The 20,577-nt window shown below is 70.1% G+C and carries 20 protein-coding genes; 14 read left to right on the top strand and 6 right to left on the bottom strand.

Annotated elements, in window-relative coordinates:
- Positions 1 to 66 precede the first annotated feature (66 nt).
- Positions 67 to 891, top strand: a complete 825-nt coding sequence (locus KME78_RS00690; RefSeq protein WP_308126752.1) for a MurR/RpiR family transcriptional regulator — start codon at positions 67 to 69, stop codon at positions 889 to 891.
- Here KME78_RS00690 and KME78_RS00685 read toward each other — a convergent pair.
- The 3 genes from KME78_RS00685 to KME78_RS00675 are packed head-to-tail and all read right to left on the bottom strand — an operon-like array spanning position 871 to position 3,109.
- Positions 871 to 1,617 (bottom strand): ABC transporter permease, encoded by a 747-nt coding sequence (locus tag KME78_RS00685; protein ID WP_219526715.1) that lies wholly within the window; start codon positions 1,615 to 1,617, stop codon positions 871 to 873. The genes KME78_RS00690 and KME78_RS00685 overlap by 21 nt on opposite strands.
- Entirely contained in the window at positions 1,614 to 2,567 is a 954-nt protein-coding gene (locus KME78_RS00680; RefSeq protein WP_219526714.1) for an ATP-binding cassette domain-containing protein, read from the bottom strand. The genes KME78_RS00685 and KME78_RS00680 overlap by 4 nt, the downstream gene beginning before the upstream one ends.
- A gap of 11 nt (positions 2,568 to 2,578) precedes the next feature.
- Positions 2,579 to 3,109: a PadR family transcriptional regulator gene (locus KME78_RS00675; protein WP_219526713.1), complete on the bottom strand. Its 531-nt coding sequence runs from the start codon at positions 3,107 to 3,109 to the stop codon at positions 2,579 to 2,581.
- A gap of 53 nt (positions 3,110 to 3,162) precedes the next feature.
- On the opposite strand from KME78_RS00675, the gene KME78_RS00670 reads away from it, so the two are divergent.
- From KME78_RS00670 to KME78_RS00655, 4 genes are all read left to right on the top strand, one after another.
- Complete coding sequence (locus tag KME78_RS00670; protein ID WP_219526712.1) at positions 3,163 to 3,849, top strand: SDR family oxidoreductase; 687 nt, start codon at positions 3,163 to 3,165, stop codon at positions 3,847 to 3,849.
- Positions 3,850 to 3,947: 98 nt separating this feature from the next.
- Positions 3,948 to 5,300, top strand: coding sequence for a formimidoylglutamate deiminase (locus KME78_RS00665; RefSeq protein WP_219526711.1), 1,353 nt, complete (start codon positions 3,948 to 3,950; stop codon positions 5,298 to 5,300).
- Positions 5,297 to 6,442: an imidazolonepropionase gene (gene hutI / locus KME78_RS00660; RefSeq protein WP_219526710.1), complete on the top strand. Its 1,146-nt coding sequence runs from the start codon at positions 5,297 to 5,299 to the stop codon at positions 6,440 to 6,442. The genes KME78_RS00665 and hutI overlap by 4 nt, the downstream gene beginning before the upstream one ends.
- 106 nt (positions 6,443 to 6,548) lie before the next feature.
- A complete protein-coding gene (locus tag KME78_RS00655; RefSeq protein ID WP_219526709.1) occupies positions 6,549 to 7,490 on the top strand; it encodes a sigma-70 family RNA polymerase sigma factor in 942 nt (313 codons plus the stop codon).
- A gap of 155 nt (positions 7,491 to 7,645) precedes the next feature.
- Here the strand turns inward: KME78_RS00655 and KME78_RS00650 are convergent, their stop codons facing one another.
- On the bottom strand, positions 7,646 to 8,215 hold the full coding sequence (locus tag KME78_RS00650) for a TetR/AcrR family transcriptional regulator (protein ID WP_219526708.1): 570 nt from the start codon (positions 8,213 to 8,215) through the stop codon (positions 7,646 to 7,648).
- A gap of 84 nt (positions 8,216 to 8,299) precedes the next feature.
- On the opposite strand from KME78_RS00650, the gene KME78_RS00645 reads away from it, so the two are divergent.
- Positions 8,300 to 9,097, top strand: a complete 798-nt coding sequence (locus KME78_RS00645; protein WP_219526707.1) for an alpha/beta fold hydrolase — start codon at positions 8,300 to 8,302, stop codon at positions 9,095 to 9,097.
- Here the strand turns inward: KME78_RS00645 and KME78_RS00640 are convergent, their stop codons facing one another.
- Positions 9,098 to 10,012, bottom strand: a complete 915-nt coding sequence (locus tag KME78_RS00640; RefSeq protein WP_219526706.1) for an ABC transporter substrate-binding protein — start codon at positions 10,010 to 10,012, stop codon at positions 9,098 to 9,100. It lies immediately after the preceding gene.
- 189 nt (positions 10,013 to 10,201) lie between these two features.
- Here KME78_RS00640 and KME78_RS00635 point away from each other — a divergent pair, with 189 nt between their 5' ends.
- The 8 genes from KME78_RS00635 to KME78_RS00600 all read left to right on the top strand — a co-directional run bounded on the left by KME78_RS00635 (position 10,202) and on the right by KME78_RS00600 (position 19,274).
- Entirely contained in the window at positions 10,202 to 11,518 is a 1,317-nt protein-coding gene (locus KME78_RS00635; protein ID WP_219526705.1) for an ammonium transporter, read from the top strand.
- Positions 11,515 to 11,853: a P-II family nitrogen regulator gene (locus KME78_RS00630; RefSeq protein ID WP_184756141.1), complete on the top strand. Its 339-nt coding sequence runs from the start codon at positions 11,515 to 11,517 to the stop codon at positions 11,851 to 11,853. The genes KME78_RS00635 and KME78_RS00630 overlap by 4 nt, the downstream gene beginning before the upstream one ends.
- Positions 11,850 to 14,075, top strand: a complete 2,226-nt coding sequence (locus KME78_RS00625; protein WP_219526704.1) for a [protein-PII] uridylyltransferase — start codon at positions 11,850 to 11,852, stop codon at positions 14,073 to 14,075. The genes KME78_RS00630 and KME78_RS00625 overlap by 4 nt, the downstream gene beginning before the upstream one ends.
- Positions 14,076 to 14,207: 132 nt before the next feature.
- On the top strand, positions 14,208 to 17,105 hold the full coding sequence (locus KME78_RS00620) for a sensor histidine kinase (RefSeq protein WP_219526703.1): 2,898 nt from the start codon (positions 14,208 to 14,210) through the stop codon (positions 17,103 to 17,105).
- 25 nt (positions 17,106 to 17,130) lie between these two features.
- Complete coding sequence (locus KME78_RS00615) at positions 17,131 to 17,553, top strand: roadblock/LC7 domain-containing protein (RefSeq protein ID WP_214641598.1); 423 nt, start codon at positions 17,131 to 17,133, stop codon at positions 17,551 to 17,553.
- 26 nt (positions 17,554 to 17,579) lie between these two features.
- Positions 17,580 to 17,942: a DUF742 domain-containing protein gene (locus KME78_RS00610; protein WP_219526702.1), complete on the top strand. Its 363-nt coding sequence runs from the start codon at positions 17,580 to 17,582 to the stop codon at positions 17,940 to 17,942.
- Positions 17,923 to 18,501 carry a GTP-binding protein gene (locus KME78_RS00605; protein ID WP_219526701.1) on the top strand — a complete coding sequence of 193 codons (579 nt, stop codon included), beginning with the start codon at positions 17,923 to 17,925 and terminating at the stop codon, positions 18,499 to 18,501. Before KME78_RS00610 ends, KME78_RS00605 begins: the two co-directional genes overlap by 20 nt.
- A gap of 8 nt (positions 18,502 to 18,509) precedes the next feature.
- Positions 18,510 to 19,274, top strand: coding sequence for a hypothetical protein (locus tag KME78_RS00600; RefSeq protein ID WP_219526700.1), 765 nt, complete (start codon positions 18,510 to 18,512; stop codon positions 19,272 to 19,274).
- Between the two features lie 524 nt (positions 19,275 to 19,798).
- Here KME78_RS00600 and KME78_RS00595 read toward each other — a convergent pair.
- Positions 19,799 to 20,569 carry a TetR/AcrR family transcriptional regulator gene (locus KME78_RS00595; RefSeq protein ID WP_219526699.1) on the bottom strand — a complete coding sequence of 257 codons (771 nt, stop codon included), beginning with the start codon at positions 20,567 to 20,569 and terminating at the stop codon, positions 19,799 to 19,801.
- Positions 20,570 to 20,577 lie beyond the last annotated feature (8 nt).

The following is a 20,577-nucleotide window of genomic DNA, read 5'->3' as shown; positions in this document are numbered from 1 at the left end:
AGTGACATAGATGAATGCGTTCATTCAGGTGGGATGAGAAGCGGGGCGGGTGGTGTTGGAGGTGGCGTGACGGGCGGATACCACAGCGGTCTTGGCGGGCTTCTCGACGGGCGGCGGCTGTCTCCCGTGCAGCGACGGATCGCGCACTACCTGTCCGAGCATCTCGACGAGGCGATCTTCCTGTCCAGCGTCGAGCTGGCCGAGCGGTCAGGGGTGAGCCAGCCGTCCGTGACCAGGTTCGCCATGGTGCTCGGCTTCGCCGGCTACCCCGAGCTGCGGCAGGCGCTGCGTCCCCTGGTGCTGGGCGGCCTGCCGGAGGAGAGCCTGCTCCAGGGCGCCATCGACAGCGAGATCAGGAACCTGGCCGCCGTCAGGGAGCGGCTGGCGGGCTTCCCGCTCAAGGAGCTGGGGGAGTCCCTGGCCGCCGCCGAGCCGCTCCCGGTGCTGGGGCTCCGGGTCTCCTGCGGGCTGGCCACCACCTTCGCCTACTACGCGCGCCGGATCCATCCCGACGTACGGCTGCTGTCGCGCGGCGGCTCGGAGCTGATCGACGGGCTGCACGCCGTGCGCCGGGCCGGCGCGGAATGGCTGCTCGCCGTGGTGCTGCCGAGATATCCGGCCGAGGTCATGCAGGCCCTGGAGTACGCGGAGAAGCTGGGCCTGCGGATCGCGGCCATCTGCGACAGAGCCGATTTCCCCGCCGAGGTGGTGCTCGACGCGCCGGTGGGGGACCGGCTCGTGTTCGACTCGCACGCGGCGCCGCTCGCGCTGGCCATGGCGCTGGTCGAGGCCATGGCCGACGCCGCGCCGCTGCGCACCCAGGCCCGGCTGGAGGAGTACGAGCGGATGACCGACGAGACCGGTACGTTCCTAACCGGCGATCCGGCGTAGCGAGCGCACCGACCAGCCCACGGTCAGCGCGGCCAGGCCCAGCATGATGGCGAACGCGATCGGGATCGACCCGTCGGTCAGATCGCCCGCGAACAGCGCCCGGCCGGCCACCACCGGGTGGTACATCGGGTTGAACAGGGCCACCTTCTGCATCCACTCCGGTGCCAGGGTCATCGGCAGCAGCGCCCCCGACAGCAGCATGATGGGCAGGGCGAAGAACTGCATGATCTGCGCCATGCCGTTCTCGTCCCGCAGCGACAGCGCCAGGCCGTATCCGATGCCGGAGGAGAACAGGCCGGTCACCGCGATGAGCAGCACCATGATGGCGAGCCCCGGCAGGCTGGCGCGCATGCCCATGACCAGCGCGATCACGATCACCACGATCGACTGGAGGACCAGCACGACCCCGTCGCGGAGCGTGCGGCCAAGCACGATCGACGGGCGCCAGGCGGGACTGACGGCGATGCGTTCGAGGACGCCGCTGCGCAGCTCGTAGATCATGCCGTAGCCGACGCCGATCGCCCCGAACAGCGCGGTGATCACCAGCATGCCCGGCGCGAAGCTGGTGAGCTGCGCGGAGGTGGGCTGCCCGGCGGCTCCCGCCACCAGCGGGCCGAACAGCAGCAGGTACACCACCGGCTGGACGATGCCGAACAGCGGCCAGATCGGGTTCCTGAAGGTGTTGCGCAGCTCGTACATCAGGAACAGCAGGGTGTGGCGGATCATGCGGCGGCTCCAGCGTCGCGAAGGGATCGGCCGGTCTTGGCCAGGAAGACGTCGTCGAGGGTGGCGCGGTCGAGCGCGATCGAGGACAGGGTGAGGCCCTGCTCCTCCAGCGCCCGCAGCAGCGTGGGCAGCGTGTGCTCGCCGTCGTCGACGTAGACGCGCAGCACGTCGTCGTCGACGCGGGTCTCCCGCGCGTACGGCTTGAGCGTCTCGGCGGCGCGGTCCGGCTCGTCCAGCCTGAGTGTGACGACGTCGCCGGAGACCTCGCGCTTGAGCTCGCCCGGCGTGCCCTCGGCCACCACCAGGCCGTGATCGACGATCACCAGCCGGTCGCACAGGGCGTCGGCCTCGTCGAGGTAGTGGGTGCTGAGCAGCACGCTGGTGCCGAGCTCGCGCAGCTGCCTGATGCGGTCCCAGAGGTTGGCCCGGTTCTGGGGGTCGAGCCCGGTGGTTGGCTCGTCGAGGAAGAGCAGGGGCGGGCCGTGCACCAGCCCGAGCGCGATGGCCACCCGCCGCTTCTGGCCGCCGGACAGGGTGCGGCCCGGCCGGTCGGCCATCTCCGTCAGGTCGAACCGGTCGAGCACGTCGGCCGTGGCCCCGGCCGGGTCGGACACGCTGTGGATCTTCGCGGCCATCATGATCTGGGCCCGCGGCGTGGTGTTCTCCTCCACCCCGCCGACCTGGCTGACGTAGCCCAGGTTGCGGCGGACGGCGCCGGGCGCCTTGAGCAGGTCGTGCCCGGCGATGGCGGCCGTGCCGGAGTCGGGCGTGATCAGCGTGGCGAGCATTCTGATCGTGGTGGTCTTGCCGGCGCCGTTCGGGCCGAGGACGCCGAAGATCTCGCCCTTCTCCACCTGGAGGTTGACGCCCCGGACCGCTTCCACGGTCTGCGTGCCCTTCCTGCTCCTGGTGGTGAACGTCTTGCGTAAGCCATGTGCGTCAATGATCATTTGTGGGCTCCTTAGGGAAGTTCGTCTGCTTCGACCCTGATGACGGCCTTCTCGGCCCAGGCGAGCTGGGCGGCGAGCATGTCCGTGGTCAGGCGGAGGTTCTCGTCCACGTGCCGGGGGGCGCCGTAGCGCTGCTTGACGCCGAAGGCGCTCTCCAATGCCTCGATGGACATCTTGAGCTGGCGGATCCTGCCGTGGAGCGAGTCGAGGATCTCCTGTTTGGTCAGGCGGTCCATGAACGTGAGCGCGACCTGGAAGGGGTCGACGATCGGCTTGACGTCGTACCAGTTCTGCAGCAACAGACGACGGAACTCCAGCCGGCCCGCCTCGGTGATCTCGTAGAGGGTCTTTCCGCCCTTGCCGCTCTCGACCACCTCAAGAAGACCCTCTTCGGCCATCTTGCCCAGCCCGTGGTAGATCGAGCCGAACGCCACGTTGGCCCATTGCTCCGCGCCCATCACCTCCAGCTGCCTGCGGACCTGATATCCGTTGCGCGGCTGATCGAGCAGGCAACCGAGGATGAGAACCCGAGTCGAAGACATATTCAAGTTTGTATTCAAATTTGAATGCCTGTCAAGGTCATAAACTGAGGCGCATGACTGAACGACCGACCGCGCTGGTCACCGGCGCATCTCGTGGCATCGGCGAGGCGATCGCCAGGGCGCTGGCGCCCACGCACCACGTCATACTCGGCGGCCGCGACGGCGACGCGCTCGCCGCTCTGGCGGCCGAGCTGCCCGACGCCAGGGCATGGCCGGTCGAACTGACCCAGGTCACCGCGGCCGACGTGGCGGACGTCGAGCGGCTCGACCTGCTCGTGCACAGCGCCGGGATCGGCACGCTCGGCACGATCGCGGAACTCCCCGCCGACGCGTGGCGGAACACGATGGAGCTCAACGTGATCGCCGTCGCCGAGCTCACCCGGCTGCTCCTGCCCGCGCTCAGGCCGGCCGGCGGTCAGGTGATCTGCGTCAACTCCGGCGCCGGGCTCCGGGCGAACCCCGGCTGGGGCGCCTACGCGGCGAGCAAGTTCGCGCTGCGGGCCTTCGCCGACGCGCTGCGCCAGGAGGAGACGGATCTCAGGGTGACGACCGTCTACCCGGGCCGGGTGGCCACCGACATGCAGCGGGGCGTCCGTGCGCAGGAGGGCGGCGAGTACGAGCCGGACAAGTACCTCACACCCGAGTCCGTGGCCCGCGCGGTGCTGGCCGCCGTCAACGCCGGACCCGACGCCCACCTGACCGAGCTCGTGCTGCGGCCCAGCGCGGGTCCGGTCAACTGAATGGATCCATTCACTGCCGTGTCCCACCACGGTGATGAGCAGTCTGAGCAGGCAGACTGCGAAGCGGGATTCGCCCTCGCGAACGTTCTGGAGGACCTGTGTCGGTGACCTACTGGTGCGAACACGCCTGGCTGCCCGACGGCGTCGTCGACAGCGTGCTCGTCGAGGTCGACGGGGCCCGCATCGCCGCCGTGACCCAAGGGGAGCCGGGCGGCGCCGAACGCCTGGCGGGCCTGACGATCCCCGGTCTGGCCAACGCCCACTCCCACGCCTTCCACCGGGCGCTGCGCGGGGCCACGCAGGCGGGTTCTGGTGACTTCTGGACGTGGCGCGACCGGATGTACGAGGTGGCCGCGGCGCTCGATCCCGACAGTTACCTGGCGCTGGCCAGGGCCGCCTACGCGGAGATGGCGCTGGCCGGGATCACCTGCGTGGGCGAGTTCCACTATCTGCACCACGCGCCGGACGGACGGGCGTACGAGGACGCGAACGCGATGGGCCACGCGCTCATCCAGGCCGCCCGCGAGGCGGGCCTGCGCATCGCGCTGCTCGACACCTGCTACCTGACGGGCGGCATCGGCATGGGCACGGCGGCCGGGAACGGTGGCCACACGCACCTGGCGGGGACGCAGGTGCGGTTCGGGGACGGCGACGCCGACCGGTGGGCGAACCGCGCCGGCGACCTGGCCGCCGCCTACGAGGGGCAGCACGACGTGGAGATCGGCGCGGCCGTCCACTCGGTGCGGGCCGTGCCGCCGGAGCAGATGCCGGTGATCGCCGAGTTCTCCCACCATCATGCCGCGCCGCTGCACGCGCACGTCTCCGAGCAGCGGGCGGAGAACGCCGCGTGCGTGGAGATGTACGCGGCCAGCCCGGTGCAGGTGCTGCACGAGCGGGGCGTGCTCGGGCCGCGGTCCACCGCCGTGCACGCCACCCACCTGAGCGACGTCGACATCGAGCTGCTCGCCCAGTCGGGCACGCACATCTGCATGTGCCCCACCACCGAACGCGACCTCGCCGACGGCATCGGGCCCGCCAGGACGCTGTTCGACCACGGCGCGCCGATCACGCTCGGCTCCGACAGCCATGCCGTCATCGACCTGTTCGAGGAGGCCCGCGCGGTCGAGCTGGACGAACGGCTGGCCACCGGCGAACGCGGCCATTGGCGCGCCGCCGAGCTCCTGACCGCCGCGGCCGGCGCGGGCCACACCTCGCTGGGCTTCCCCGACGCCGGGCTGCTCGTGCCGGGCGCGTGGGCCGACCTGGTGTCGGTACGCCTCGACTCGGTCCGTACGGCGGGCACGGGCGGGCTGGAGGCGGTGGTGTTCGCGGCGACGGCGGCCGACGTGCACTCGGTCATCTCAGGTGGCCGGTGCGTCGTGTCGGAGGGACGGCACACGCTGGGAGACGTGGGCGCCATGCTGACCGAGGCGATTGGACGGGTTCGATGACCACTGTGCTGTTCGACGGGATCAAGCTGCTCTACACCGGGGATCCGGAGTGTGCGGAGATCGAGGACGCGGCGCTGGTCGCCGAGGACGGCCTGGTCGCCTGGGTGGGACCGGCGGGTCGGGCGCCGGACGCCGACGAGCGGGTGGACGTCCGGGGCCGGGCGGTGATCCCGGGGTTCGTGGACAGTCACGCGCACCTGGTGTTCGCCGGTGACCGGACGGCCGAGTTCCAGGCGCGCATGTCCGGGGTGCCCTACACCGGTGGCGGAATCAGGACCACGGTCGCCGCCACCCGGGCGGCCTCCGACGCGGAGCTGGCGACGGGAGCCGCCGCCCTGGTCGCCGAGATGCGGGCGCAGGGCACCACGACCGTGGAGATCAAGAGCGGCTACGGGCTGACCGTCGAGGACGAACGCCGCTCGCTGGAGATCGCCACCGGGCTGACCGACGAGACCACCTACCTCGGGGCGCACGTGGTGCCCTCGGGCATGGCGGCCGACGACTACGTGCGGCTCGTCACGGGCGAGATGCTCCAGGCGTGCGCGCCGTACGCCAAATGGGTGGACGCCTTCTGCGAGCGCGGCGCCTTCGACGGCGACCAGACCAGGGCGGTGCTGGAGGCCGGGATCAAGGCCGGGCTGCAGGCCCGGGTGCACGCCAACCAGCTGAGTGAGGGGCCGGGTGTCCGGATCGCCTGCGAGCTGGGCGCCGCCTCGGCCGACCACTGCACCCACCTGTCCGATGCCGACGTCGACGCGCTCGCCGCCTCGGGTACCGTCGCGACGCTGCTGCCCGGGGCCGAGTTCTCCACCCGGTCGCCGTACCCCGACGCCCGGCGGCTGCTCGACGCGGGGGCGGTGGTCGCGCTGGCCACCGACTGCAATCCCGGCTCGTCGTACACCTCGTCGATGGCGTTCTGCGTGGCGCTGGCCGTACGGGAGATGGGCATGACGCCGCTGGAGGCGGTCAGGGCGGCGACGCTCGGTGGGGCCCGCGCGCTACGGCGGACAGACGTAGGATGGCTGCGGCCGGGAGCCCGCGCGGACCTCGTCGTGCTGGACGCCCCCTCTTACGTGCATCTGGCCTATCGACCCGGTGTTCCCCTCGTTCACCAGGTGTTTCTTGGCGGTCTCCTCCTTTAGGAGGACATCCAGAACCGTCCCCTGGTCGTAGCTCTTTAGGGAATCTTTGCATCTGGCCGGACGTTGGCCGGATATAGAACGCAGCTGCGGAACGAGGTGCCTGGGGATGGCAAGGCCTACGGGGAGTCGCACGCAGGAGCAGCACGTCGCTGATCGCGATCTGCTGGGGACCTACCTGGCGGAAATCGGGCGGGTCCCGCTGCTCACGGCGGAGGAAGAGGTGGAGCTCGCCAAGCGCATCGAGGCGGGCCTCTTCGCCGAGCAGCTGCTCGACAGCGGGGGCTCGGAGCCGCGGATCGGCGACGCCGCCGATGAGGAGCTGGAGCGCGTCGCGATCTCCGGCCAGCGGGCGAAAGACGAGTTCATCCAGGCGAACCTGCGCCTGGTGGTAGCGGTCGCGCGCAAATACTCAGGGCGCGGCATGCCACTGATCGACCTGGTCCAGGAGGGGAACCTGGGCCTGGTACGCGCGGTGGAGAAGTTCGACTACAAGCGGGGGTACAAGTTCTCGACCTACGCCACGTGGTGGATCAGGCAGTCCGTGGGCCGGGCCATCCACGAGCAGGCGCGGCCGGTGCGGCTGCCCACGCACGCGGGTGAGCAGATGACCCGGCTGATGCGGGTGCGCAGGGACATGCTGGCGGAGTTCGACGTCGAGCCGACCGACGACGACCTCGCCGGGATCCTGGAGCTGCCGATCGAGCGGGTCCGCGAGCTCCGCCGCTGGGCGTCCGACCCGGTGTCGCTGCAGCTCGGCGTGGGCGACGAGGACGAGACCGAGCTGGGCGACATGATCGCCGACGAGACCTGGGCCGATCCGGAGCAGCAGGCGATCGACATCCTGGAGCGCGAACGGCTCGACCAGTGGCTGACGGATCTCGAGGGGGACACCCGGGACATGCTGCGGTGGCGGTATGGGCTGGTGGACGGCCGCGAGCACACGCTCACTGAGGTGGGCGAGCGGTACGGGATCGGTCGCGACCGGGCTCGCCGTATCGAGCGCGACGCGCTGGCTCGCCTGCGCAAGATGGCCACCGCGGCGGCATAACAACCATTTTCTTTTACGGCTGAGCACGGTGGGCGCCACCCACCGTGTTCAGCTGGCGTCTGTCCAGGGGCACGCTCCTCCGGTGGAGCGGGCTGGGCGCCGTGACGTGCGCATTCTTGGCCCCGGTCCGTGGATTGAGCCGGACGTCGTGCTCTCTACGGGCGTCGCAGGAGGCGCCTGAGGAATTCCTCCACCGCCGCCTCCGCTGTGTCTCGGTCGCCGCCTCTGGCGACCAGCAGGGCGCTCTCGTTGATGGCGGCCAGGAGCATGTGGGCGTGCAGGTCCAGGAACTCGGCGGGGACCGCGTCCGTGGCCTGTAGGGCGAGCTTCAGGCTGCCGAACGAGTAGCGCTCCTCCAGCGCCCGCCACTGCTGCCAGCCCAGCACCGACGGCGCGTCGATCAGCACGATGCGCTGGATCACGGGGTCGCCCGCGAGCCTGATCCAGGCCAGTGCGCCGGTCCGGAGGATCTCGGCGGGGTCGTCGAGGCCCTTGACCGCTTTGAGGATGTCGCGGCCGATGGCCGCCTCCTTCGCTTCCAGCACCGCCTCGAACAGGGCGTCCTTGCCCGCGTAGTGGTGGTAGAGAGCGCCTCTGCTGAGGCCGGATTCCTGGAGCACCGCCTCGATCGAGGTGCCCTCGTAGCCGTGTTCGGCGAACAGCCGCGTGGCGATCGCGAGGAGCTGGTCGCGGGTGGCCGCGCCGCGTTCCGCCTTGAGGTTCATGGCACCACTCTAGACAAACCGACAGTCAGTCGGTAATTTCGTAGACCGACAGTCGGTTTGTAATCCGGAAGAAGGAGTCAGACCATGGACGGCATCAGTTACGTGGACGTCGGCGAGGGGCCGGTCGCCTTGTTCGTGCACGGCGTCGGCACCAGTTCGTACCTGTGGCGCAACGTCATCGCCGAGCTGCGCGACGAGCGCAGATGCGTGGCGATCGACCTGCCCCTGCACGGCGGCAGCGCGCCGCGCGAGGACCTCTCGATCCCCGCGCTGGCCGAGGCGGTGGCGGAGCTCTGCGACGAGCTCGGCCTGGATCAGGTCGACCTCGTCGCCAACGACACGGGTGGCGCGGTGGCGCAGGTCTTCGCCGTGCGGCACCCGGGACGGCTGCGCTCGCTCACGCTCACCAACTGCGACGTGCACACCAACACGCCCCCGGAGGCGTTCCAGCCCACGGTCGACCTGGCGGCCCGGGGCGAGCTCGCGCCGCTGACCGCCGCCGTGCTGGATCAGCCGGAGCTGCTGGCCCAGACGGCGTTCGGCGACGGCTACGAGCGCATCGACGACGCGGCGGACCTGGTCGACCACTTCCTGCGGCCGATCTTCGACAAGCCTGACGGGCCGCGTGCCTTCGAGCGGCTGCTGACCTCGATCGACGCCAAGGACATGGTCGCGATCGAGCCGCTGCTCACCGTGCTGGCCGTGCCGACGCTGGTGGTGTGGGGGACCGGCGACGTCTTCTTCGACGTGAGCTGGGCCCACTGGCTGCGCGACACGATCCCCGGCGTCAAGGAGGTCGTGGAGATCGAGGGCGGGCGGCTGTTCTTTCCCGATGAGCGGGCCGGTGAGCTCGTGCCGCACCTGCGCCGGTTCTGGGGCTGATCAGACGAGCGGGGCCAGGTATTTGTCCAGGTCGTCGAGGATGCCGCCGGCGGCGGTGACGCCGATGCCGAGCATCCAGACCTCGTCGTCCACGTTGTGGGCATTGCCCGACTTGACCGCCCCGAGGTTCTTCCAGAGCGGGCCTCCGGTCACCGACGCCTGGCTCTTGGCCGCCGCCTGGCCGTACGCGCTGTAGAAGAGGGCGTCGGCGTCGGCCTGGGCGATGTTCTCCTGGCTCAGCTTGCCGAAGCGCTTGTCCTGCTGGGTGGCCAGCTGCTGCGCCTCCGGCCGCGGGATGCCGGCGTCGCCGACCACGATGCCGCTGAACGACTCGGGGCCGTACATCCGGATCTCCGTCGGCATGAAGCGGACGATGCTCACCTTCAGCTTCGCGTACTTGGCCCCGACCTGCTTGGCCCGCGTCTCATAGGCCGACAGCAGCCCGGTCGCCTGGTCCTTCTTGCCCAGGGCGTCGGCGTCGAGCAGGAAGTTCTGCTTCCAGGTGACGCCCACCTTCTCCGTGAACACGGTCGGGGCGATCTTGCTGAGCTTGTCGTAGAAGGCCGCCTGCCGGAACTTCGTGCCGAGGATGAGGTCCGGCTTGAGCGCCATGATGGCCTCGATGTTCGGCTGCTGGGTCGTGCCGACCGCCTTGGTCGCGGCCAGCGCCGAGCCGAGGTACTTCGGCCACGACTGGCTCTCGGTGGCCTGGGCGGCGCCGACGGGGGCCAGGCCCAGCGAGACCATCGTGTCGAGCTTGTCGGTGTCGAGGACCACGACTCGCTTCGGCTCCATTGGCACCTTCGTCTGGCCCATGGCGTGCGTGATGGTCCTGGTCGGACCCGCCTGCTGGGAAGTGGTCGCGGTGCCGCAGGCGGTGAGCACGAGGAGGGGGAGCAAGAGGGCCAGGCGCATGAAAGATTCCTTGATCTCTTAGGTAAGGCGACCCTAAGTCTATGGCCCGAATGCTCGCCGCCAGACGCCCGAAACATGTACGAAACACCAGTAGAGCGAGATTCACGAATGTGAAACACACCCGGTCGAGCCACGAAACGCCGGGCGAACACGCTGTGGCCACACGTCACATGTAAGGAGGGTCGCGTCGTGAAGATCGATAGCGGCACGACAGCCTGGATGCTAGCGGCCACCGCGCTGGTGCTGCTCATGACACCAGGACTCGCGTTCTTCTACGGGGGCATGACCAGGGCCAAGAGCGTCCTGAACATGATGATGATGTCGTTCGTCAGCATCATCACCGTCACCATCGCCTGGGTGCTCTACGGGCACTCGTTCGCGTTCACCGACAACAGCATGTCCTGGCTCAACAACTTCGTCGGTGGCCTCGACGCCCTCGGGCTGCAGAGCCTGGTCGACACGGCCACGAAGACCGACGGCACCGGCATGCCCAGCCTGGTCTTCTCGGCCTTCCAGCTGACGTTCGCCATCATCACCGTCGCGTTGATCAGCGGTGCGATCGCCGACCGTGCGAAGTTCGGCGCCTGGGTGCTGTTCAGCTTCATCTGGGCGAGCATCGTCTACTTCCCCGTCGCCCACTGGGTGTGGGGCACCGGCTGGCTGAACGCCCTCGGCATCGAGGACTTCGCCGGCGGCACGGTCGTCCACATCAACGCCGGTGCCGCGGCGCTGGCGCTGGCCCTGGTGCTGGGCAAGCGTAAGGGGTGGCGCAAGGAGCCGATGCGGCCGCACAACCTGACACTGGTGCTGCTCGGTGTGGGCCTCCTGTGGTTCGGCTGGTTCGGCTTCAACGCGGGCTCCGAGCTGGCGGTCGACGGCACGGCCGGCCTGGCCTTCATGAACACCCAGATCGCCACCGCCGTCGCGGCCGGCGCCTGGATCGTGGTGGAGAAGCTGCGCGACGGCCACGCCACCAGCCTCGGTGTCGCCTCCGGCGCGGTCGCCGGTCTGGTCGCCATCACCCCCGCCTGTGGGTTCATCGACCCCTGGGCCGCGATGCTGCTCGGCCTGATCGCCGGTGCGGTCTGCGCCTACGCGGTCGGCCTGAAGTACCGCTTCAACTTCGACGACTCGCTCGACGTGGTCGGCGTGCACCTGGTCGGCGGTGTGATCGGCGCCGTCTCGCTCGGCTTCCTGGCCGTGTACCCCTTCCTGGAGCAGCAGAACAAGGGCCTCTTCTACGGCGGCGGGTTCACCCAGCTCGGCCTCCAGGTGCTGGGCCCGATCGCCATCGGCGGCTACTCCTTCATCATCACCTGGGTCGTCGCTAAGATCATCGACAAGACGATGGGCTTCCGCATCCCGGTCGAGGACGAGGTCACCGGCATCGACGTCACCACCCACGCCGAGACGGGATACGACCTCGGCACGGTCCACGCTTCCGGCGTGTCCTCCCCGAACGGCCCGATCACCACGGCACCGGCACCCAAGAAGGTGGAAGCATGAGGCTCATCACCGCCGTCATCAAACCGTTCAAGCTGGACGATGTGAAGGCGGCCCTCGAACAGTTCGGCGTCAAAGGCATGACGGTCAGCGAGGCGAGCGGCTACGGCCGCCAGCGCGGCCACACCGAGGTCTATCGCGGCGCCGAGTACCAAGTGGACCTGGTCCCCAAGGTGCGCCTCGAGGTGCTGACCGAGGAGGAGGACGCCGAGGACGTGATCGACGTCATCGTCAAGGCGGCCCAGACAGGCAAGATCGGTGACGGCAAGGTGTGGTCCGTCCCGGTCGACACGGTGATCCGGGTCCGCACCGGAGAGCGGGGTCCAGAGGCCCTGTGAGGGGTGAGGCTCGTACCTACGCCGCGGCCCGCAAGGAGCGGGCCGCGGACACCGATCGCTGGCTCAAAGACCTCTTCCGCACGGCGAGTGACGGCGAGCACGTCGCGCTGGTCGCCGTGGGGAGCCTGGGGCGCGGAGAGCTGGCCCCTGGAAGCGACCTCGACCTCGTCCTCCTGCACAACGGCAGGGACGACGTGGCGAGGATCGCCGATCGCATCTGGTATCCGATCTGGGACTCCGCCGTCGGCCTCGACCATTCGGTGCGAACCGTGGACGAGGCCGTGTCGGTCGCCCGCGACGACCTCAAGGCCGTGCTGGGCCTCATCCAGGCCAGGCACATAGCGGGCGATCCCGAGCTGACGAAGAAGGCCAGGGAGGCGGTGCTCGCCGAGTGGCGCGCCGACTCCCGCCGCCGCCTCGGCGAGCTGCGCGAGTCCGCGGACCGGCGCGCCCAGGTCAGCGGTGAGCTGGCCTTCCTTCTCGAACCCGACCTCAAGGACGGCCGCGGCGGCCTTCGCGACGTCCAAGCCATGCAGGCCGTGGCAGCGGCCTGGGTCGCCTCCGCGCCCGGTCCCCGGGCGCGTGAGGCCTATGAGCTCATCCTCGACGTACGCCACGCCCTGCACGTCGTCACCGCGCGCGGCACCGACAGGCTCGTGCTTCAGGAGCAGGACGCCGTCGCCGGGCTGCTCGGGCTGCTCGACGCCGAGGCGCTGATGCGCAGGCTCGCCGAGGCGGGCCGGACGATCTCCCACGCCTTCGACGCCACGTGGCGCACGGTTGACAGACTCCTGTCGGGACCGGCTCCACGAGGGCGCCGCCCGCTGGCCGACGGCGTGGTCGAGCACGGCGGTGAAGTGGTGCTCGCCCGTGGCGTCGACCCGCGCAAGGACCCGGTCCTGGTGCTGCGCGCCGCCGCCGCGGCGGCCGACTCGGGGCTGCCCCTCGCCCCCGCCACCATGTCCGTTCTGGCCGCTCAGTCTCCTCCGATGCCCGTGCCGTGGCCCGAGGAGGCTCGTGACGCGCTGGTGTCCATTCTCGGCGCGGGCCGCGCCGCCGTGCCCGTCTGGGAGGAGCTCGATCAGGCGGGCATCCTTGTCAAGCTGCTTCCTGACTGGGAGCGCGTACGGCATCGCCCGCAGCGCAACCCGATCCACCGGTTCACCGTCGACCGGCACCTGATCGAGGCGGCCGCGAACGCCGCCAGCCACACCCGCGAGGTGTCCCGCCCCGACCTGCTGCTGATCTCGGCACTGTTCCACGACATCGGCAAGGGCTGGCCCGGTGACCACTCGGCCACCGGCGAGGTCGTGGTCCGCGACATCGCGGCCCGCATCGGCCTGTCCTCGCAAGACGTCGAAACGCTGGCCACGGTCGTCCGTCACCATCTGCTGCTGCCCGAGACCGCGACCCGCAGAGACCTCGACGATCCGGTCACGATCGAGAAGGTCGCCGCCACGGTCGGGTCGCGTGAGGTGCTCGACCTGCTCGCCGCGCTGGCCGTCTCCGACGGGCACGCCACCGGCCCGGCCGCCTGGAACGCCTGGAAGGCCGGGCTCGTCGCCGACCTCGTGCGCCGCGTCCGCTCCGTGCTGTCCGGCTCACCGCCGCCCAAGCCGCCCAGCCTGTCGGCCGAGCAGGCCGCGCTGGCCCGCCACGGCGGCGGCGCCGTCCGCGTCGTCGGGGGAGCCGTCACGGTCGTCGCCCCCGACCGGGCCGGGTTGCTGTGGAGCGCCGCCGGCGTGCTGGCCGCGCACCGGCTGATCGTCCGCTCCGCATCGTCCGCCGCCGCCGGCTCCACCGCGGTGATCGAGTTCTCCGTCATTCCCGAATATGGCACTCCGCCGGACCCCGCCACGCTGGAGGCTGATCTTCGTCTGGTCCTTGCTGGACGTCTTGACATCGAACAGCGTCTGGCCCGCCGTACGAGGTCTATGAGACCTGCTCGTGTTCCGGTCGCTCCGCCCCGTGTGACCTTGGTGGATGATGCCTCCGCGACCGCCACCGTGGTCGAAGTCAGGGCCCATGACAGACCGGGACTCCTGTGGCGCATTGGACGGGCATTCGGTGAATGTGGTCTTGACGTGAGGGCCGCTCGCGTGGAGACTCTCGGCGCGGAGGCGGTGGACGTCTTCTACGTGGTCGATCGTGCCGGACGGCCCCTCAGCGACGGTGCGCAGCGGACTCAGGTCCGTGATCAGGTGCTTGCGGCACTTCGATAACCAACAGCACACACTCGCTACGGGTATGTTTGCAGCGATGTGCCCGTTTTGCCTGGAAGTCGGGTGCTCTTTACCTTATGAACCGGCCTGGACCCGCCGACGGATCGGGATGATTGAGGGGTAGCGGAAGCAGTGACTACGGGGAACTCCGAAAGCGGCCACGCCGCGAGGCAGGGCCGCGGAAAGCGGACGCTGCCCCGGCTCGGGCTGCGCAACTGGCGGGTGAGATGGCGCCTCACCGCGCTGGTCCTGGTTCCTACCATGGCGGGAGTCGTGCTCGGGGGAGCGCGGGTGGTGAGCTCGGTGCAGAGCATCGGCGACTACGACCGCACGGCACTGGCTGCGGAGCAGGCCGGCCGGATCCGCGACCTGGTGCAGGCACTCGGCCTGGAGCGTGACACCGGAGGCTGGATGGCCGCCTCCTCCAGGGTGCGCAAGAAGCTCACCGAGCCGTACAAGGAGCGCAAGCAGCGGGTCGACACGCTGGTCAAGGCCGTGCAGGCCGACATGGCGGTGATGGACGAGTCCTACGGCGACCGCGTGCTCAACGCGGTCAAGCGGGCCCGCTACGACTTCAACGTGCTGGGCAGGACCCGCAGCGAGGGCCAGAGGGACACCACCCGCTACGACTCGCTGCTCGACACGCTGCTCAAGCTGCACGACGAGCTGAGCCTGCTCAGTGACGACTCGCAGATCATCGGCCAGTTCCGCGCGCTGAGCGCGCTGGCGCGCGCGAAGGAGGAGGTGTCCAGGCAGCGGATCCAGTTGCTCAAGGGCTACTACAACTCCGCCAGCGTGGACGCCAAGGAGGTGGAGCGGTTTATCGCCTCCAACGCCAGGCAGCGCGCCGAGATCGCGGCCGTCGGCCAGGAGGCCGGGCCCGTCGTCGGCCTCGCACTGGCGAAGGCGATGACGGCGCCTGAATACTTCAACACCGAGCTGACCAAGGCCCGCGCCGTCACGCTCGCCGCCGGCAAGGCGCCGGGCGTGCGGATCAGGGACGACCTGCTCGCCCAGACGGACCGTGCCAAGCCGGCGCCGGACCAGTGGTTCGACGACAACGCCATCACCATCGACATCCTGCACTCGATCGAGGGCGATCTGAGCCAGAAGGTGGCGCTGCGCAGCCAGGAACTGCGCGACTCCGAGACCCGCAACGCGATCATCGCCGCGGTGTTGATCATAGCGCTGTTGCTGCTCGTCCTGCTCTTCACCGTCGCGATCGCCCGCTCGATGGTGGCGCCGCTGCGCCGGCTGCGCGCCGAGGCGCTGGAGATCGCCGGGTTCCGGCTGCCCGACGTGGTGCGCAAGCTGCGGGTCAGCGGTGACGCGCCCGCCGACGTCCGCCCGATCGAGGTCGAGGGCGACGACGAGATCGGCGACGTGGCCAGGGCCTTCGACCAGGTACACCGCCAGGCCGTACGGCTGGCGGGCGAGGAGGCCGACCTCCGCAGCAACATCAGCTCGATGTTCGTCAACCTCTCGCGCCGCACCCAGACGCTGGTGGAGCGGCAGATCTCGCTCATCGACGGCCTGGAGAAGGGCGAGCAGGACGGTGCCCGGCTGGCCGACCTGTTCAAGCTCGACCACCTGGCCACCCGCATGCGGCGCAACTCCGAGAACCTCCTGGTCCTGGCCGGCCACGAGGCCGCCCGCAGGCGCAGCCAGCCGGCCAAGCTGGTCGACGTGGTCCGCGCGGCGCTGTCGGAGGTCGAGGGCTACGAGCGCGCGCAGGTCAAGGTGCACCGGACCACCTCGGTGATCGGCAGCGCGGCCAACGACCTGGTCCACCTGGTGGCCGAGCTGGTCGAGAACGCCATCCAGTTCTCGCCGAACAACACCAACGTCGTGGTGTCGAGCAGCCTCATCGAAGGCGGCGGCGCGCTGCTGTCGGTGAACGACCTCGGCATCAGCATGACCGAGGACGAGCTCGCCGAGGCCAACCGCCGCCTGGCCGAGCCGCCGGTCGTGGACGTGTCGGTGTCCCGGCGGATGGGCCTGTTCGTGGTCGGCCGGCTGGCGCTGCGCCACGGCATCCGGGTCCAGCTCCGCAAGGGCGACGGCGCCGGATTGATCGCCATGGTGCTGCTGCCGCCGACATTGATCTCCGACGGCAACCGGCCGCCGCTGCCCCAGCGGCCCGGCTTCGGGGGAACGCCGCCGAACGGCATGCCTCTGACCTCGATGCCCGCCAACGGCGCGCCTCCTGCCACGCCGCCCAACGGCGTTCCCGCGCCGAACGGGACGTTCCGCTCGTTCAGCACCTTCGACTCCTTCGACGCCGGCTCCGGGCCGTCTCAGCCCTTCACCGCCGACACGGACGGCGGGGCCCACCGGCCGTCCTACGACTCGGGCGGCTACCAGTCGTACCCGAGCCAGGCTCCGTCGTATCCCGACCCGGGACCGGGGGCGCAGCCGCCCGGCCGGGCGCAGCCGGGGCTCCGGGGGCCGAGGTACCCGAACCAGCCCCCGTCGTACCCGGGCCAGGAGCGCACCGGCGCTTTCCCGTCCTTCCCCGGCCCCGTCGGCCCGGGCTCGGACGGTGCCTTCCAGACGCCTTACACCACAGGTGAGGTGCGCCGGCCGGAGTCGACGCCGTCGGTGGACGTCTCGCCCATGGAGCCCGGTCAGGAGGAGTTCCTGCCGATCTTCGCGGCCGTGGAATCCGCCTGGTTCCGTAGGCCGGCGGAAGAGCGGGCGCCGGAATCCTCGAGCCGGGATGAGTCAACCCCCCCACAAGCCGTACTCTCTGGGGAGGAATCGTGGCGAAACGCCGCTGACGCCGGTTGGCGAGCGGCGGCGGCCGCCACGAGCGATCCCAGCCTTGGGGGCACCACGTCCTCGGGGCTACCCAAGCGCACTCCTAAGGCGAACCTGGTTCCTGGCACGGCCGGCCAACCGCAGCAATCGCAGCGGCAGGCCCCGATGCCGCCGGTCTCCGCCGATCGGGCGCGCAGCAGGTTGTCCAGCTTCCAGCAGGGAGTGCGACGGGGTCGTGCGGAAGTTCGTGGACAGGAGGAACAACAGTGATTGAGCGTCCTGCCGGGGAGGGCGAGTGACCACCCTTAGCCATGAGGCCCACAGGTTCGACTGGCTGATCACCGACTTCGTGCGGAACACGCCCGGAGTCGCGCATGCCGTCGTCGTCTCGGCCGACGGCCTCTGCCTGGCCAGTTCCGAGGGCTTCCCACCGGACCGCGCCGACCAGCTGGCCGCGGTGTCCGCGGGCCTGCTGAGCCTGACCGTGGGCGCCTCCAGGGTGTTCGAGGGCGGCTCGGTTTCGCAGACCGTCGTCGAGATGCAGCGCGGGCTGCTCGTCGTGATGGCGATCAGCGACGGCTCCGTGCTCACGGTGCTGGCCGGGATCGATTGCGACATGGGGCTGGTGGCGTACCAGATGACGCTGCTGGTTGACAGGGCGGGCCAGGCACTGACGCCGGCCCTGCGCGCGGAACTGCAGGCGGCCAGGACGCGGTGATGCAATGGAACTGATGGGGGAGGGCCGTGTACGGCATTGACGGGACCGGGGAGGATGAGCCCCTGTTCCGTCCGTACGCGGTGACCGGCGGTCGTTCAGAGCCGCGCTACCACCTTGCGATGGAGACGCTGATCTCGTCGATGTCCATACCGGATGACGAGATGTCCATGCTCACTCCCGAGCAAGAGGCCATCATGCAACTCTGTCGCACGTTCCGGTCGGTCGCCGAGATCTCGGCCCTGCTCCGTGTCCCGCTGGGCGTGGCGCGAGTGCTCGTGGCGGACATGTCCGACGAAGGGCTTGTCCGCCTGCACCAGCCACGTCTCAGCCAGGGACAGCCAGACCTCAATATGCTCGAAAGGGTGCTCAGTGGACTTCGCAGGCTCTAGCCCCGGCCTCACGTCGACGAAGATCGTCGTGGCGGGCGGGTTCGGCGTCGGCAAGACGACGTTCGTGGGGGCGGTGTCCGAGATCCTGCCGCTCACCACGGAGGCGGTGATGACCGACGCGTCCGCGGGCATCGACGACCTCGGCATGACCCCGAACAAGCAGACGACGACCGTGGCCATGGACTTCGGCCGCGTCTCGCTCGACCGTGACCTGATCCTCTACCTGTTCGGTACGCCCGGACAGCACCGGTTCTGGTTCATGTGGGATGACCTGGTGCGCGGCGCGATCGGCGCGGTGGTGCTGCTCGACACGCGGCGGCTGGCCGACAGCTTCCCCGCGATCGACTACTTCGAAGAGGCCAAGCTGCCGTTCGTGGTGGGCATCAACGGCTGGGACGGTCAGTTCCAGCACTCGGACGACGAGGTGCGCGAGGCGCTGGCGCTCTCGTCGCATGTGCCCATCGTGCGTACGGACGCGCGGCACCGCGAGTCGGTGAAGGGGACGTTGATCTCGCTCGTGGAGCACGTCGTACGCCTGCGTGCGGCGCCCGTCTCCTAGCAGGCGGCATGTGGATCGCGCTCGCCGCCGCCGTGGTGATCGGCGTGGCCGTCTGGTGGGTCCGCCACCGTGGCACGGCCGACGGCGGGTCGGCGGTTGCGCGCAGGCCGGGTTGGGAGGCTCGGCTGGGGGACGAGGGCGCGACCGCGTTGCTGGAGGGGCTGAGGGCTTTCGCCGACGCGGGGACGCCGGTTGATCTCGGTGGGGAGTCCGGGGTCCTGACGGTGTTCGAGCCGCCGCGGCTCATCTCGCTCGACCTGCTCGCCGGCCGGTTCGCCGCCCGGGGGCAGGCGGCCATGCACGATCCGCAGACCACGGTCGGTGAGTTGATGGCCGAGTTCCTGGCCACCGAGGAGCCGGGTGTGCTGCATCTGCGGGCGGGCTGGGCGGACTCTGCGGACGGCGGGCGCTTCGCCGATCAGGTGCGCGAGATCGTCTGTCCTGAGGGAGCGGGGGGCATCGGTGCCTGGTCCGGTGCCGGCGGCCTGGGTGCGCTGGGGGTCGCTGTCCTGGGCGACGGGGTGCCGGACACCACGATGCTGATCGACCTGGCGCGGATCCGTGACCAGTACGACGAGTCGCGGGCGCGGCAGCCGGGGGCACCCGGCGAGGTGGTGCTCCGGAGCCTGCTGACGAGCGTGATCGCCAACGGCGGGCCTGGACTGACCTGGACGGTGCCGCCTACGGAGCGGCAACTCGGCACGACGCTGGCTGCCGCGGGGCCGCCGGAGCTCCGGCGCGCGACCCCTGCCAAGGAAGCGGCTGACCACTAGGCCCGTATTTCGGTTGCCGCATGCTCCCACACTTTCCCGCCGTACTTCGGCTGGCGTCCTTTTGGGTTGTGGGTCCGTGATCGCTGGGGTCCTTCTGAGCGTGGCGGTGGCCGACTGGGGTCCTCGGGGTGTGGCGGTGGCCGCTGGGGCCCTTTTGGGTGTGGCGCGGTGATCGCCACTCCCGCTCCCCAGTGGTCGCTGGCCCACGCTCAGAGGCATCTCCGGGGGTTAGCGTTCCCCCCAAGGGACCCCCAGCGGTCGCTGGCCCACGCTCAGAAGCATCTCCGGGGGTTAGCGTTCCCCCCCAAGGGACCCCCAGCGGTCGCTGGCCCACGCTCAGAAGCATCCCCGAGGATTAGCGCTCCCCTCAGGGGACCCCCAGCGGTCGCTGGCCCACGCTCAGAAGCACCCCCCAGCGATCAGCGCTCCCCCCAGAAGGACCCCAGCCGAAGTACGGCGGGACATGTGAAGAACGCGGCTGGCGGTGTCGGCAGGGCAGGGGCTGATCCGGTGGGCAGGCGGCGTCAGGCAGGCTCGGCTCGGCGGCTGATCAGGGTGTCGATGCCGTCAAGGACGCGTTCCAGGCCGAACTCGAAGGCGTGCTCGGCGCTGTACGCGCCGCCCAGGGCCTCGGCCGCGGCCTGACCGACGCGGGACGCCGTGGGCCAACGGGACGTGTCGGCGATCCGGCTGAGGAACGGCGCGTGCGCCGCCCACCACTGTTCGTCGGTCAGCCCGGTCTGGCTCTCCGCCTGCGCGGCCTCCACCGCCCCTCTGGCCGTGCCGTGCACGAACCCGGTCACCAGGGTGATCACCGAGTCCATCTCCACGTCCGTCAGCCCGATGCCGTCGACGGCACGCAACTCGTAGTCGTACTTGGCCGTGACGTTCGGCCCCAGCACCGGGCGGTTGGCCGCCACCTGCAGGAGCCAGGGGTGGCGCTGGTAGAGCGCCCAGTTCTCTCTGGCGATCAGGGTCAGCCTGGCCCGCCAACCGCCTGGCACGTCCTCCGGCCTCGCGGTCTCGCCGTAGACGGTGTCGAGCATGACGTCGAGCAGCTCCGGCTTGCCCGGCACGTACGTGTAGAGCGACATCGTGCCGACGCCGAGCCGCTCGGCGACGCGGCGCATCGACAGCGCCTGCAGGCCGTCGGCGTCGGCGACCTCGATGGCGGCGCGCACGATCCGGTCGACGCTCAGGTCGGGCTTGCCTTTGCGGCTGGCCCGTTCGCTGGTCCGCCAGAGCAGCGCCAGGCTGCGTGCCGGGTCGCCCTTGCCGGAGTACTCGATCGTCACCTTCGTAC

The sequence above is a fragment of the Nonomuraea guangzhouensis genome (assembly GCF_019396345.1).
Classification (GTDB): domain Bacteria; phylum Actinomycetota; class Actinomycetes; order Streptosporangiales; family Streptosporangiaceae; genus Nonomuraea; species Nonomuraea guangzhouensis.
This window is presented reverse-complemented; position numbering and strand designations above follow the sequence as displayed.